At 53.3% G+C, this 13,679-nt stretch carries 13 protein-coding genes, 1 tRNA gene, 2 pseudogenes and 1 other annotated feature (1 of these 17 running past the window's edge); of the genes and pseudogenes, 3 read left to right on the top strand and 13 right to left on the bottom strand.

All coding sequences use genetic code 11. The features are described from left to right. Positions 1–53: 53 nt before the first annotated feature. Positions 54–1,520 (bottom strand): EmmdR/YeeO family multidrug/toxin efflux MATE transporter, encoded by a 1,467-nt coding sequence (locus tag AB4K05_RS09535; protein WP_368479753.1) that lies wholly within the window; start codon positions 1,518–1,520, stop codon positions 54–56. Beyond that, positions 1,517–1,603 (bottom strand): annotated as a pseudogene (locus AB4K05_RS09540) (DUF5951 family protein); the annotation flags it as partial. The gene AB4K05_RS09535 and the pseudogene AB4K05_RS09540, both read right to left, overlap by 4 nt. Positions 1,604–1,681: 78 nt before the next feature. Here AB4K05_RS09540 and AB4K05_RS09545 point away from each other — a divergent pair. Next, a tRNA-Asn gene (locus tag AB4K05_RS09545) sits at positions 1,682–1,757 on the top strand. 77 nt (positions 1,758–1,834) lie between these two features. Here the strand turns inward: AB4K05_RS09545 and AB4K05_RS09550 are convergent. The 7 genes and pseudogenes from AB4K05_RS09550 to dacD form a co-directional block, all read right to left on the bottom strand. Further along, a pseudogene (locus AB4K05_RS09550) lies at positions 1,835–1,936 on the bottom strand (type II toxin-antitoxin system PemK/MazF family toxin); the annotation flags it as partial. 34 nt (positions 1,937–1,970) lie between these two features. Further along, positions 1,971–3,023 (bottom strand): nicotinate-nucleotide--dimethylbenzimidazole phosphoribosyltransferase, encoded by a 1,053-nt coding sequence (gene cobT / locus AB4K05_RS09555; RefSeq protein WP_368479754.1) that lies wholly within the window; start codon positions 3,021–3,023, stop codon positions 1,971–1,973. A 30-nt stretch (positions 3,024–3,053) separates the two neighbouring features. Then, positions 3,054–3,794, bottom strand: a complete 741-nt coding sequence (gene cobS / locus AB4K05_RS09560; protein WP_368479755.1) for an adenosylcobinamide-GDP ribazoletransferase — start codon at positions 3,792–3,794, stop codon at positions 3,054–3,056. Then, on the bottom strand, positions 3,791–4,336 hold the full coding sequence (cobU, locus tag AB4K05_RS09565; RefSeq protein WP_368480148.1) for a bifunctional adenosylcobinamide kinase/adenosylcobinamide-phosphate guanylyltransferase: 546 nt from the start codon (positions 4,334–4,336) through the stop codon (positions 3,791–3,793). The genes cobS and cobU overlap by 4 nt, the downstream gene beginning before the upstream one ends. 101 nt (positions 4,337–4,437) lie before the next feature. Beyond that, positions 4,438–4,758, bottom strand: a complete 321-nt coding sequence (locus AB4K05_RS09570; RefSeq protein WP_035894853.1) for a DUF496 family protein — start codon at positions 4,756–4,758, stop codon at positions 4,438–4,440. A gap of 201 nt (positions 4,759–4,959) precedes the next feature. Further along, a complete protein-coding gene (locus AB4K05_RS09575; RefSeq protein WP_368479756.1) occupies positions 4,960–6,018 on the bottom strand; it encodes an FUSC family protein in 1,059 nt (352 codons plus the stop codon). 491 nt (positions 6,019–6,509) lie between these two features. Continuing rightward, positions 6,510–7,676, bottom strand: coding sequence for a serine-type D-Ala-D-Ala carboxypeptidase DacD (dacD, locus tag AB4K05_RS09580; RefSeq protein WP_368480149.1), 1,167 nt, complete (start codon positions 7,674–7,676; stop codon positions 6,510–6,512). Positions 7,677–7,890: 214 nt separating this feature from the next. Here dacD and sbcB point away from each other — a divergent pair, with 214 nt between their 5' ends. Beyond that, positions 7,891–9,315: an exodeoxyribonuclease I gene (sbcB, locus tag AB4K05_RS09585; protein WP_368479757.1), complete on the top strand. Its 1,425-nt coding sequence runs from the start codon at positions 7,891–7,893 to the stop codon at positions 9,313–9,315. 91 nt (positions 9,316–9,406) lie between these two features. Here the strand turns inward: sbcB and tsuB are convergent, their stop codons facing one another. From tsuB to AB4K05_RS09605, 4 genes are all read right to left on the bottom strand, one after another. Then, positions 9,407–9,631 (bottom strand): thiosulfate utilization sulfurtransferase TsuB/YeeD, encoded by a 225-nt coding sequence (gene tsuB / locus AB4K05_RS09590; RefSeq protein ID WP_368479758.1) that lies wholly within the window; start codon positions 9,629–9,631, stop codon positions 9,407–9,409. Positions 9,632–9,641: 10 nt separating this feature from the next. After that, complete coding sequence (gene tsuA, locus AB4K05_RS09595; protein ID WP_368479759.1) at positions 9,642–10,697, bottom strand: thiosulfate utilization transporter TsuA/YeeE; 1,056 nt, start codon at positions 10,695–10,697, stop codon at positions 9,642–9,644. Positions 10,698–10,883: 186 nt separating this feature from the next. Beyond that, the gene (locus tag AB4K05_RS09600; RefSeq protein ID WP_368479760.1) at positions 10,884–12,242 is read right to left on the bottom strand and encodes an APC family permease; all 1,359 of its coding nucleotides are present in this window, start codon (positions 12,240–12,242) and stop codon (positions 10,884–10,886) included. A 347-nt stretch (positions 12,243–12,589) separates the two neighbouring features. Beyond that, positions 12,590–13,411 carry an SDR family oxidoreductase gene (locus AB4K05_RS09605; RefSeq protein WP_368479761.1) on the bottom strand — a complete coding sequence of 274 codons (822 nt, stop codon included), beginning with the start codon at positions 13,409–13,411 and terminating at the stop codon, positions 12,590–12,592. Between the two features lie 179 nt (positions 13,412–13,590). Between AB4K05_RS09605 and hisL the strand changes: the two genes are divergently transcribed. Next, the gene (gene hisL, locus AB4K05_RS09610) at positions 13,591–13,641 is read left to right on the top strand and encodes a his operon leader peptide (RefSeq protein WP_071594744.1); all 51 of its coding nucleotides are present in this window, start codon (positions 13,591–13,593) and stop codon (positions 13,639–13,641) included. Further along, positions 13,617–13,679: a sequence feature (His leader region), on the top strand; it runs 59 nt beyond the window's last position. (Overlaps the previous gene by 25 nt.)

Below are 13,679 nucleotides of genomic sequence, written 5' to 3' on the forward strand. Positions count from 1 at the left end.
GCAATTCGCCTAAAAACCGTCTATTGTTGCCGATTTTTACCACAATCAGACCATTAGACATCATTCGTCTTTTTCTCTGGGGCATATTTCCACGCCCAGCGGCCGGTTATCAAACGGCGGTAGAACATGACCGCACGTGTCGCCCAGTCGAGGAACATCCCCATCCAGACGCCAACCACTCCCCAGCCCAATACAATACCCAGCACGTAACCGACAACCACGCGGCAGCCCCACATACTTAGCATCGACACCCACATCGCAAATCGAACGTCACGTGCGCCTTTAAAGCCTGCCGGAAGCACCCACGAAGCGGCCCAGATAGGCATGAAGGCGGCGTTCATCCACAGCAGCACCTTAACCACCTCTTTGACGTCCTCTTCCTGGGTATAGAATGAGGCGAACAGTCCAGCAAATGGTGCGGTTCCCCACGCGATAAGCGTCAGGACAATCGTCGACATCCAGAAAACATGGCGCAGTTGCCGTTCTGCCTGAGCTAATTGCCCCGTACCCAGCCGTTTGCCGGTAATAATGGTCGAAGCAGCACCGAGGGCGTTCCCCGGCAGGTTAATCAGCGCAGCCACCGAGAAGGCGATAAAGTTACCCGCGATAACGTCAGTCCCCATTCCCGCGACGAACATCTGGGTCAACAGCTTGCCGCCGTTAAACAACACCGATTCAATACTAGCGGGAATACCAATCCCCATCACTTCCCAGATAATGCCGAAGTTCAGCGGCTTGAAGTAGCTCTTTAGAGGAATGCGCAACGCCGGGTTAAACCCAACCATCAACACAATAATGGTCAGCACTGCGCCAATATAACGGGAAATCGTGAGGCCAAGTCCGGCACCAGCAAACCCCATCCCGTCCCACGAGAAAATCCCGTAAATCAGAATGCTGCTGATAATAATATTGAGGATATTCATCCCGCCGTTAATCATCAGCGGAATTTTGGTATTCCCTGCCCCGCGCAGCGCGCCGCTGCCGATAAGCGCAATCGCCGCCGCTGGGTAACTTAACGCTGTCAGTTCTAGGTAGGTCAGCGCCAAAGCTTTGACCTCTGGGGTAGCCTCACCGGCGACGATATTGATGATCTCTGCGCCAAAATAGTGGATCACCGCCGTCAGCACGATGGCAAACAGGGTCATGATGACCAACGACTGACGAGCAGCCGCGCGGGCTTTGCGTCTATCGCGTCTACCGAGACTGAAGGCGACCACCACCGTTGTCCCAAGGTCAATCGCCGCGAAAAAGGCCATGATCACCATGTTGAAGCTATCGGCAAGGCCAACGCCTGCCATCGCCTCTTTACCCAACCAGCTCACTAGGAAGGTGCTGAGTACGCCCATCAACAAAACGCAGGTATTTTCCAGAAAAATAGGTACCGCGAGGGGGGTGATTTCACGCCAGAAGAGAACTCGATAGCTTTTGCGTTTTTTGTACCAGGGCGTGCTTGCAACAGCCTGGCGAAGGGCGGCGGTGACGTTCAAAATGGGCCTTAGATCAGAAAGTTGAAACCTCATTTCAAATGATGATGGAGAAATGCTGATCCTGCAAAACATTTTTCCGTAATTTTTGTTGGGAATCGCGACAAATTGTTGATGGATTAGGCAAATAGATCACAGGCTGACAATTGGTGTTTGACAAAAAATTTTTCGCCGCTAAGATACGACTCCACACCGATTCCTCTGTAGTTCAGTCGGTAGAACGGCGGACTGTTAATCCGTATGTCACTGGTTCGAGTCCAGTCAGAGGAGCCATATTAGAAAAGCCTGCTTAAGGAAACTTAAGCAGGATTTTTGCTTTACCGCGTTAACCTAAAGACGCCTCAAAACCGTCAGTTCAGAATAGCTTCCAGTCTCGCCCGCACTTCGTTGACAATACTCTCAGGTACATGCTCCAGACGCTTCCCATTCCGGGCATTCATATTCAGCGTTTTCACTGGCCAGGCATTTTCACCCGGCCATTGGTATTCACACCGGCAGTACGATATTACTCCCCGCCAGCGTCCCCATACGGTTATGCATAGCGCATGCGGATTCCACAATATGCATTGCCATCGCCGCCCCGCTCCCTTCCCCTAGACGCATGTCCATGTTCAGGTAAGGCACCAACTCCAAATGCTCAAGCGCAATACGTGCGCCCTTCTCTGCCGAGAAGTGCGATGGGATGAGATAAGGTTTGACGCCAGGCGCAATTCGGCAGGCCGCCAGCGCAGACGCGTAGGAGAGGAAGCCATCAAGCACAACCGGTAGGCCGCAGGACGCCGCACCAAGCATCACGCCGGTCATACCGAGCAGATCGAACCCACCCACTTTAGTCAAAACATCAAGACCATCGTTAGCGTTGGGCTGATTCAACGCGATGGCGCGGCGTACAACATCCACCTTATTGTGCAACTGAGAGTGTGGCAGGTTGGCACCTATCCCGACAACCGCTTCCGGGTCATTGCCGGTCAGCACACTGACTACAGCGGCGGCTGGCGTAGTATTGGCCATTCCAAGCTCACCGACACCAAACAGCGTCACGCCCTGCTCGGCAAGGCTGCGGGTATAGTTCATTGTCGCCAGCAGCAGTGACTGCGCCTGATCTACGGTCATCGCTGCCGTTTTAGCAATATTCGCACTGCCACGCGCGACTTTCATGTCGATGAGGCCAGGAATCGGATCGGCATCAATACCGACATCAATCACGTGAACCTGCGCGCCCGCCTGCGCCGCCAGCACACAAACACCGGTATTATGCCGGGTCATATTAGCAGCCTGAATGGCGGTAACCACCTGTGGTGACACCGCCACCCCTTCGTGCCAGACGCCGTGGTCGGCGCACATCACGAGGATGGCTTTGTTATCCACCTGAGGCACGCCATGCAGCCCCGGCATTCCCGCAAGTTGGATAGCCAGCGACTCTAGTCGCCCAAGGCTGCCCGTCGGTTTAAGTAAACCATCAATATGCTGCTGCGCCTGTGCCATCGCAGCGCTATCCATTTCAGGAATAGCCGCCAGTAGTGAAGCCAGTGTTTGCATTCTTATATTATCCGTTCGTTGTTAACTGGCTTACAAAAGCGCCAGCAAGAAAATCACTTCACCCAGTTCAATACCGGCACCCAGCGTATCACCGGTCTGTCCGCCCAGTGTGCGCTTGAGAAGCTGACCAATAATAAAGACGCCAACCAGCGCCACCAGCAACGCACGCAGGCCGTGCATCCCGAGCAGCGCAGCGATCAGCGCGCCACCAATCACTAAAGTCAGCCAGGTCTGGCGAAAGGTGATTTTACCGATAAACAGATTGCCCAGTCCCTCTTCACGCGCATAGCGATGGCGATACATCAGCAGCACCGACGCCGAGCGTCCGGCAATACAGGTCGCCGCGATGGCCGCCAGCATTGGCGTATCACGCAAAGCCAACTCGCTCATCGTCAGCACTTTTGCCAGTAGAACAAAAATCAACGCCAACCCGCCGTGGGTGCCAAGACGGCTGTCACGCATAATTTCCAACATCTTCTCGCGGCGACGCGCCGAGAAAATGCCGTCGCAGGTGTCCGCGAGGCCATCGAGGTGAAAACCGCCGGTCAGCAGCGCCAGCGCCAGCACGGCGAAGAACGCAGCCAGCGGAATACCGCACCAGGCTTGCACGACCATAAAGACCAACCCGCTAATCGCCCCCAGCAGCAGGCCAATAACCGGAAAGGTGATAACGCCGCTCACGTAGCGATCGAGATCCAGCCCCTGTGACCAGCGCTGTGGCACCGGCAGGCGGCTCATAAACGAAAGTGTGGCAAAAAACAGTCGACTCATTTTATTTTGACTCCTATCCCTGATACCACCAGCCAGACTTCATCCGCCGCCTGCGCCAGCTTTTGGTTCACTCGTCCAGCAATATCGCGAAAATGCCGGGCTAAACGATTCTCGGGCACAATGCCCATACCCACCTCATTGGTCACCAGCACGATGGGTGACGGGCAAAGCTTGCAGGCCGCGATCAGTGCGTCAATCTCGGTATCCACCTGCTTTTCTAGCGCGGAAAAATCCCAGCGTTCAATCTCCTCGTCATTGCCAGAGGCAAACAGGATATTGGTGATAAGCGTGGTGATGCACTCCAGCAAAATCGCCTCTTGGGGAGAGTTTTGTGGCGTGATGATATCGGCAAGATTTTGCCAGCGCTCTTCGGTCTGCCAATGTGCAGGACGACCGTCACGATGGTGCTGGATACGTTCGGCCATCTCGGCATCAAAAATTTGCGAGGTGGCAATATAAAGAACCCGGGGAGAATGGCTGATTAACGATTCTGCGTGACGGCTCTTTCCGCTGCGCGCGCCGCCGGTCACCAGTATCATGATTGCGTTTCCTGATGTTGCTGCATGGTTCGCAATGTCGCTTGATTGTGGAAGGACGTTCTGGAAGGTCGGGTGGCAACTGCGTCACCACCCGCTAATGACGGTTACTCGCCTTTCTGCTCGCCCATCACTTTGAGTTTTTTAGAGATGTCGCGACGTTCTTTCGACAGCTCAGCATTTTTGATGATGTAGTCATCAACGCGATCTTCATAGTCGCCCTTCATGCTGGCGATGATGCCCTGAATCGCTTCTACGCTCATGCCAGGCTTAATGTAGTCGCTGAGGTTGTCCAGCAGCAGAACACGTTTCTGGTTGTCACGGATCTTTTTCTCAACGTCCTGAATTTCACGTTGCAGCTTGTTCTTACGACGGAACAAACGTACGAACTCCAGTACGTCCTGAAACGAAGGTTTCGTGGTTTCCATTTTTATACCCCTGATAGTTGATACTCGGATTCGTTAAAACAACGGCTACACGATAAGGTACACATTACTGATATGCCCTTCAACCTGAATGATTTTGCGTAGCAACGTTGTAGCAAACACGCATTTTTGCTTTGGGTTCATCATAACTCTAAATTTGGCTGAATCGAAACAACCAGACGTAAATGGGCGCGCATCTGCCTTTTATTTACGCAATGCACGGCACATCAGGCTCGACAGCAATTCCAACTGACGCGCCAACTCCATGCTTAACCAAACGTAGCCGTGAATAGGGGTTTCCGACAGATTCTCACCCTTATACTCATTCACCAGTTGGCGTAACTCTGCCGCAATATCGTTAAGCTTTTCACTGTTAGCCTTAATCGGCTGCGGATTACCTTCATATAATGCGTGAGCAATGGCGAGCAGCGTTTGCTGAGTCATCATCTGAGTTTCCCGCAGCGTCTGGGCGTTTAGCATCAACAAGTGGCTCGGACGCGTAGCCCAGTGAGCGTTGATCTGCAGTTCCAGCATACAAACCAGGTTACGGCTCACCGTCTGAATCGCTTCGAAAATACCCTTGTGAATATGGGTTTCTTTGCTTGCAGGGGTTATCAGACCGCGCATTTTCACCACATCGTTAAGCACCTTTTGCAGGTGCTTTTCCAGACGCGGGCGTTCGATAAGATTCGGTGAAAGACCCGCCTGATAGATACGATTGAATTGAGTGACAAAACTGGCCATTTGAATACGCCAGTGGATGAATGCCCGCTGCGGCCAGATCCCGGTAAACAGCATGGCGAGCAGACAACCAAAAATCACATCGCCGCTTCGCCACAGTGCGGTGGTCATATCCCCCGGTGGTGCACCCACCACCACGCCTAAGGTGATACCAATCAGCAGCGCCTGATACGGTTTTTTGCCCAGTGCCAGCCAGCCGCAAAGGAACATCGCCCCGGCACACCACATCAGCATCAGCGGCAGAGAGATAAGCTCCAACTTCAACGCAATCAGGCCCAGCGCCGAGCCCAAGACCGTGCCGCCAATACGCTGAAAGGCGCGCGGCACGACGTTGCCCCAAAAAGAGATCGGACCCATCACCACCACCAGCGTGATGAGCGGCCACGACCCTTCCGGGATATGGAGTAGTCGGACAATGAGAAAAGTCAGAACGAAAGCCAGCGCAATCCGCGCACCGTGCACGGTACGATAATTGCGATATAAGCGAATTTCAAAAGGGCTGAGGGACTTATCCGGGCGCACACCCATTCTCCGACAAAACTAAAGGGCAAATTGTACCTGCTCCGGCAGGCGACCACCACAGCAATAAAAATGTGCCAAAGGGCTAATGCCAGTCAGCTAAGATCGAGCAGAAACTCATCGGTTCCAGCAACGTTGTTTGCTTCAGCTAGCTCAAATACCGCAGCGGTGTGAGTGGCGTCTAAATCGCCGAAGCGTTCCCTGAAGGCCGGGGCAGCCCACAGGGATGTGGGCTGAGGGCGCGGTTTTACAGGGATTTTGCCTCGCGCCCGACCCGAAAGCCGGAAGGGATAAGTTGAGGGCACCGCGTAGCGGCGATTTTGCCGCCAGAGCCTGGGGGTGCAGGGGGCGGCGGCGATTGGCCGCCCCTTGCGCGCTCCCAGCATCCGTTCGTTTTATATGGCTGAACGCTAAAAGGAGCGCAACCGGGTACTGAACCCAACCGCCTTTTCCTTATACTAGCTAGCATTCCCCCATAAGCGGCGCGCTTTCCATCATGCCTTATGATGTAAATAGTCACTCAAGCGCGAGAACATCCCACCTTTGCCAACGCTTTCCAACGTCACCAGCGGCCACTGCGCGACCACTTTGTCGCCATCAAGAAGCTGAATCTCCCCTACCCGCTGATGGGCGGCAATCGGTGCATCCAACTCCTTTTTATCGAGCACATACTTGGCCTTGATGTTCGACACTTCAGCCTTCGGCAACGCCAGCCAGAAATCCTGATCGGTCCCTAGCGCGATTTTCTCTTTATCGCCATACCAGATACGTTCAGTCCCTACCTGCTTCCCATTTTTCAGGATCTGCACGGTGTCGAAGTTTTGCTGGCCCCAGTGCAGCAACTTGCGCGCCTGGTCTTCACGACCCTTGGCGCTGTCCGCTCCCATCACCACAGCAATCAAGCGGCGCTGTCCGTCAACCGCCGAGGCGATTAGATTAAAGCCCGCACCGGAAGTGTGACCGGTTTTTAGGCCGTCGATATTCATGCTTTTTTCCCACAGTAGACCGTTACGGTTTTGCTGGGTGATCCCGTTCCACGTCAGACTCTTTTCGCTATACATATGATAAAACTCCGGCTCGCCGTGGATGATGGCACGTGAGAGCACGGCAAGGTCATAAGCTGAGCTGTGTTGGCCCGGAGCGTCCAGACCATGAACGGTTTCGAAATGCGTATCGCGTAGGTTTAGCGTTTCTACATAGTGGTTCATCATTTTGACGAACTGCGGCTGGCCGCCGGCAACATAGTCCGCCAGAGCTACGCAGGCATCGTTACCGGAGTCAACGATAAGCCCTCGGCTAAGGTCACGCACCGTCAGGCGGTCGCCGGCTTTAAGAAACATTAGCGATGACCCGTTAAATACCGGGTTACCTGCGGCCCAGGCATCACGGCCCACGGTGACCATATCGTCCGGCGTGATGTGATGGCTATCGATAGCACGGTCAACCACGTAGCCGGTCATCAGCTTGGTCAGGCTGGCAGGGTTACGCTGTTGGTGTTCGTTACCTGAGGTTAAAATCTGCCCGGTGGTGTAATCCATTAATACCCAAGAACCGGCCTGAATAGCTGGAGGGGTCACAGGAGGGATCGCGGATTGATTTGCAAATGCACACGAAACGCTCGAAGCAAGTAAAGAGACGGCAATAAGAAAACGGGCTTTCAACGGTAAATCCTCAACAATCACAATTTCGCCGTCCTTTTTACGGAAGTTCGTGCTTTCTGGCATGCTTAAATTGCAAGAAAATATGACATGTATCTAATTGCGCACGAAAAAACGCTCTGCGGTAGGGATTCCAGATCCTATGACTGCCCTTCTGATACCCAGCCAAATCGTTTACCATGGGCGTTAAACGCCACACACGGACACCATTAACGCCATGCAAGAGACTTCCAGCGCGCCGGGATTCCTGTTTCACGACTACGAAACCTTCGGAACCAGCCCTTCTCTAGACCGCCCCGCGCAGTTCGCCGCCATTCGAACCGATAACGACTTCAATATTATTGGCGAACCTGAGGTCTTTTACTGCAAACCGGCGGATGACTATCTCCCACAGCCAGAAGCCGTATTGATTACCGGCATCACGCCGCAGGAAGCGCGCAGCAAAGGCGAGAACGAAGCCGCCTTCGCCAAGCGCATCCATGATATTTTCACCGTGCCGGGAACCTGCGTGGTGGGCTACAACAATGTCCGCTTCGATGATGAAGTCACGCGTAACATCTTCTATCGTAATTTTTACGACCCTTATGCGTGGAGCTGGCAAAACCGTAATTCACGCTGGGATCTGCTGGACGTCATGCGTGCCTGCTATGCCCTGCGTCCGGAAGGGATTGCCTGGCCAGAAAACGACGATGGCCTGCCGAGCTTCCGTTTAGAGCATTTGACCAAGGCGAATGGCATTGAACACAGCAATGCCCACGATGCCATGGCCGATGTGTATGCCACCATCGCCATGGCGAAGCTGGTGAAAAGCCAGCAACCGAAACTGTTCGATTACCTCTATGCCTATCGTGGCAAGAATAAATTGATGACGCTTATCGATGTGCCGCAGATGAAACCACTGGTGCACGTTTCCGGCATGTTTGGCGCATGGCGAGGGAACACCAGTTGGGTCGCACCGCTGGCGTGGCATCCCGATAATCGCAACGCGGTTATCATGGTCGATCTTGCCGGTGACGTTACGCCACTCCTCGAACTGGATGTCGATACGCTACGTGAACGGCTCTATACCCCGAAGGCCGAGCTTGGCGACATTTCCCCGGTGCCGATAAAACTGGTGCATCTCAATAAATGTCCGGTGCTGGCACAGGCCAATACCTTGCGTCCGGAAGATGCCGACCGTCTGGGGATTAACCGCCAGCGGTGCCTTGATAACTTAAAGCTGCTGCGTGATAACCCAGTCGTGCGTGAAAAAGTGGTGGCGATTTTTGCCGAAGCGGAGCCGTTTGTGCCGTCTGAAAATGTCGATGCCCAGCTCTATAACGGTTTCTTCAGCGATGCCGACAGAGCGGCAATGAAGATTGTACTGGAGACCGAGCCACGTAACCTGCCGGCACTGGATATTACCTTTGCCGATAAACGCATAGAGAAACTGCTGTTTAACTATCGAGCCCGTAACTTCCCCGGCACGCTAGATGAAAGCGAACAACAGCGCTGGCTAGAGCACCGTCGGCAGATCTTTACACCAGAATTCTTACAGGCCTATGCGCAGGAATTGGAGATGCTGTATGGGCAATACGAAGGGAACAACGAGAAGCTGTCGCTGCTAAAAGCGCTCTATCAGTATGCGCAGGAAATAGTCTAAGCAAATATTGGTATGCCCGATAAGCATAGCGTCATCGGGCAGTACGGCGCAGATGCCCGATAGCGCTATGCTTATCGGGCCTACTCTGTAATTACTTTTGAACCGTGATGGTCCAAGCCGCATCTCCGGACTGCTGATAGTCCGTCACAATGAAGCCCTCTTCCGCCGCCCACTGAGGAATCGCTTCCGTCGCCTGCGTACAGTCGAATTCGATAACCAACTGGTCACCGCTAGCCAGATCAGCCATTGCCGCTTTAGCTTCAATTAACGGGAACGGACAAACCTGCGTTACGACATCGAGTTTTTTCACAACCATTTTAAGCTCCTTAAGCCGTTGCGGATTTCAGTTTTGCCTTCCGCTGCGGGCGAACATACAACATCCACGACGCGCTCCACACGCCGAGGATCATAAATACGAGACCAATCCAGCCCTGCCAGGTCATCATCGCCGTCATCACCAGACCATTGCCGATAGAGCAACCACCCGCGATGCTGGCGCCAAAGCCCATCAATACGCCACCGCCGGCGCTGCGTAGCGTCGTGCTGGCATCTGCTGCACGAACACGAAACTCACGGCTGCCCTTCGCTGCGATAAATGAACCGATGAAAATACCCAGCACGAGGAACACGCCCCAGTTGAGATATTTGCTGTCACCTCCGACGAGGAACTGCAGAATATTGGCGGTTGGAGAGGTGATGCCGAGGCCAAACATACGGCCGGTGGCTTCACTCAGCGGCCAGGCCAGCAGCGCAATGAGACCAATCAACGCCGCAGTCACAAACGGATGCCAGCGTTTTTCAAACAGCACATGCGCAAGGCCAGTACGGCGCGGTGGCAATGACGCCACTTTCAGCTTCGGCTTGCTGAGTTCTTTTCTAGCCAGCCAGATGGTTGCAAGCACCAGCAGAGCAATCATCGGCCAGACGGAGATATTCAGCGTCTCAGCGATACCGTTGTGCGCGGTGCTGTGCTCGCCTAAGAACTTATTCAGCCCGGCGGCGTGCGGTGAACGCATCACCGCGCTCATCACCATGTAAGTCACCAGCGCAATCCAGCTACCAATCAGACCTTCGCCAGCGCGATACCAAGTGCCGGTAGCGCAACCGCCCGCATAGACAATCCCGATACCGAATACGAAGCCCCCGACGACGGTGCCCAGCCACGGGAACACGCCCGCGTTGTATTGCACGACGCCGAGCTGGATCAGCGCAAATACGCCGACGCTCTGGATACAGATAGCAATCAGCAGCGCGTAAAACATGCGGTTGTTTTTGGTGATGTACATATCACGGAAGCCGCCCGTCAGGCAGAAGCGACCGCGCTGCATAACAAACCCCAGCAGTGCGCCGCAAACCACGCCGCTTATTATCATGTGCAACATAAGAATCAATTAACCCAGAATTATTAGTCGTGAAATTATTCCCGAGCCGCCCCGCTGTCTCCAATAACCAAAAGCTCTATATTATTCCCGATGGTTATTAATCATCATTTTTTAATTACCCAGAAAATTAAGGCAAAAAAAAACCGAAGGCCTAAGCCCCCGGTTTCTCTGCGCTATCCGCAAGGATTACGCGATATCTTCGTACTGCGGAACCGGGTTACGGAAACGCTTGGTCACACAGGCCAGGTATACCAAGCCGATGGTGCCCCAAATCAGGCCCAGTACCATGGAGCTTTGCTCCAAGTTAACCCACAGTGCACCTACGGTCAGCGCGCCACAGGTTGGCAGAACCAGATAGTTGATGTGATCTTTCAGCGTCTTGTTACGTTTCTCACGGATCCAGAACTGAGAGATAACGGACAAGTTGACGAAGGTAAATGCCACCAGCGCACCGAAGTTAATCAGCGCGGTTGCCGTCACCAGGTCAAACTTGATCGCCAGCAGGGCAATAGCACCTACCAACAGCACGTTGAATGCCGGAGTACGCCATTTCGGATGAACGTAACCAAAGAAGCTGGTTGGGAATACGCCATCGCGACCCATTACGTACATCAGACGAGAAACGCCCGCATGCGCCGCCATACCGGAAGCCAGAACGGTGACGCTGGAGAAAATCAGCACGCCCCACTGGAAAGTCTTACCGGCAACGTACAGCATGATTTCCGGCTGTGATGCATCCGGATCTTTAAAGCGAGAGATATCCGGGAAATACAGCTGCAGGAAATAAGAGGCACCGATGAAGATCATGCCGCCAATCAGCGCAGTCAGGAAAATCGCACGCGGGATCACGCGCTCTGCATCTTTGGTCTCTTCAGACAAAGAAGAGATGCCGTCAAAGCCAAGGAACGAGAAGCACAGAATCGTCGCACCGGTAATCATCGGCACCACGTGTGCGCCTTCAGACCAGAATGGACGTGTGCTGGTCAGCGTACCGGCGCCTTCACCATGCATGATGCCATAGATGATAAGGCCGACGATCACCGCCACGATACCCATCTGCAGAACCACAATCAGGGTGTTGAAGTTCGCCACCGCCTTGATGCTGCGCAGGTTGGAGACGGTCATAAACCCGACCAGTGCAACCACGAAGATCCATGACGGAACGGAAGGCATCAGCGCTTCAAAGTAAATTTTTGCCAGCAGAATGTTGATCATCGGCATGAACAGATAGTCCAGCAGCGACGACCAGCCCACCATAAAGCCAACTACCGGACTAATGGATTTCTGCGCGTAGGTATACGCGGAGCCTGCGGACGGGAAACGGCGAACCAGCTTGCCGTAACTCAACGCAGTAAAAAGAATAGCGATCAACGCAAAGGCATAAGCCGTTGCGACGTGACCGTCTGTGAGGCCAGATACGATACCGAACGTATCAAACAGCGTCATCGGCTGCATATAGGCCAAGCCCATCATAACAACCGGAATCAACGTAAGCGTTTTACGCAATTCCACGCGAGAGGTGTTTGGAGTAACGTTATTTGACACGGTCAGTCTCCATTACGGCGACGGCCGGCGCAAAAAAGAAAAATTGCCCCATTTTTTTTCTGTTTCCTCAGCGACAACAACTGTCGTTTTTTAAGTAAATATCTATCCGGTACTAAGCCCGGCCTCTTTTATTGGATGATTGTTTTGATGTAAAAAAAAATAACCAACGCGGAAACCACGTCGGTTACTTCATTTTTTACATTCGGCATATTTTGCACCAAACGGAAGCAAAAACACAAGCGAATGAGAGTACTCCTGATACATCTATTCATCTAACTGGCTGATAAACAGGCAACCATTAAATCATCAGCGTTATCAATAGCACTATTTGCTAAAACAAAGACCCTTTACTCCATAGGCATACGCAACGGGTCAGGAAATTGATACTCAAAACCCAGCTCGCGACAGATACGACTGCCGTCAATAATTTTGCCCTGTCCTGTGCCGCTATCGCTAAACAGCGGCACCGCCAGACCCAGATCTCGCGCCATTTGTGGGTAAAAAATGCGCCGTTCAGGGTGCTCTGGGGCACAGATGTTATAGATGTGCCCGCCTTTAGGTGCCTGAAGTAGCAAAGTAATAGCGGAAATGACATCTTCAAGATGCACTAGGTTAACGCCATGCTGACCGTCCGGCGCGGATTTCCCGGCAAAGAAGCGCCCGGGATGACGCCCCGGCCCCACCAGCCCCGCCAGACGCAAAATATCGACCGACGTCCCTGGCAACTGGTGCAGCCAGTCCTCCAGTTCCTTAAGCACCGTGCCGCTGGCGGTAACAGGTTCTCGCAGCGTAGTCTCTTTTACAGTCCCTTCGTCTTTACCGTAGACCGAGGTCGAGCTAGTAAAGATGATACGGGGAATATGGTGTGCCAGCGCGGAGTCGACAATTTCCTGCACCGCCTGGCGATAAAAATCCTCACCTTCGCCGCTACGGCGAGCAGGTAACGTTATCACCAGCGCATCGACATTCATTAAGGCATCAAGATCGTCCGTTTCGCACACCAGCTGTGGGTCGAGCCGCAGTGGATAGCTTTCAATGCCGCACATGCGCGCAGCCTCCACACCATCTTGCGTCGTTTTGCTGCCGGTAACCTGCCACCCTCGCGCCATCAATGACAGCGCCAACGGCATACCGAGCCACCCTAAACCGACAATTGCCACTTTCTTCATTGCGCTCTCTCCTGATTCTTGCCGCACTCCTCTTACTAAGGCTACGCCACCGTGTCAAAACTGACAATTTATAGTGGCAACATGAATTGATTTAATGAATGAAAAAAGCGCTTGCCTTCAACGACGAAAGTGGTTTAGGTTAAAAGACATCAAATGCATAGTCATTCAACGAGAATTTTATGAGCCGCGTTCAATTTAAACACCACCATCATCACCATCACCCTGACTAGTCTTTCAGGCGATGTGTGCTGGGAGACATTCAGATCTT

The sequence above is a fragment of the Kluyvera sp. STS39-E genome (assembly GCF_040932435.1).
Classification (GTDB): domain Bacteria; phylum Pseudomonadota; class Gammaproteobacteria; order Enterobacterales; family Enterobacteriaceae; genus Kluyvera.

Excerpts from the sequence above, each read along its gene's own strand:
- AB4K05_RS09605 (WP_368479761.1), bottom strand. The coding sequence starts at position 13,411 with ATGAAGAAAGTGGCAATTGTCGGTTTAGGGTGGCTCGGTATGCCGTTG.
- AB4K05_RS09570 (WP_035894853.1), bottom strand. The coding sequence starts at position 4,758 with ATGGAAACCACGAAACCTTCGTTTCAGGACGTACTGGAGTTCGTACGT.
- cobT (WP_368479754.1), bottom strand. The coding sequence starts at position 3,023 with ATGCAAACACTGGCTTCACTACTGGCGGCTATTCCTGAAATGGATAGC.
- sbcB (WP_368479757.1), top strand. The coding sequence starts at position 7,891 with ATGCAAGAGACTTCCAGCGCGCCGGGATTCCTGTTTCACGACTACGAA.
- AB4K05_RS09535 (WP_368479753.1), bottom strand. The coding sequence starts at position 1,520 with ATGAGGTTTCAACTTTCTGATCTAAGGCCCATTTTGAACGTCACCGCC.
- tsuA (WP_368479759.1), bottom strand. The coding sequence starts at position 10,697 with ATGTTGCACATGATAATAAGCGGCGTGGTTTGCGGCGCACTGCTGGGG.
- cobS (WP_368479755.1), bottom strand. The coding sequence starts at position 3,794 with ATGAGTCGACTGTTTTTTGCCACACTTTCGTTTATGAGCCGCCTGCCG.
- tsuB (WP_368479758.1), bottom strand. The coding sequence starts at position 9,631 with ATGGTTGTGAAAAAACTCGATGTCGTAACGCAGGTTTGTCCGTTCCCG.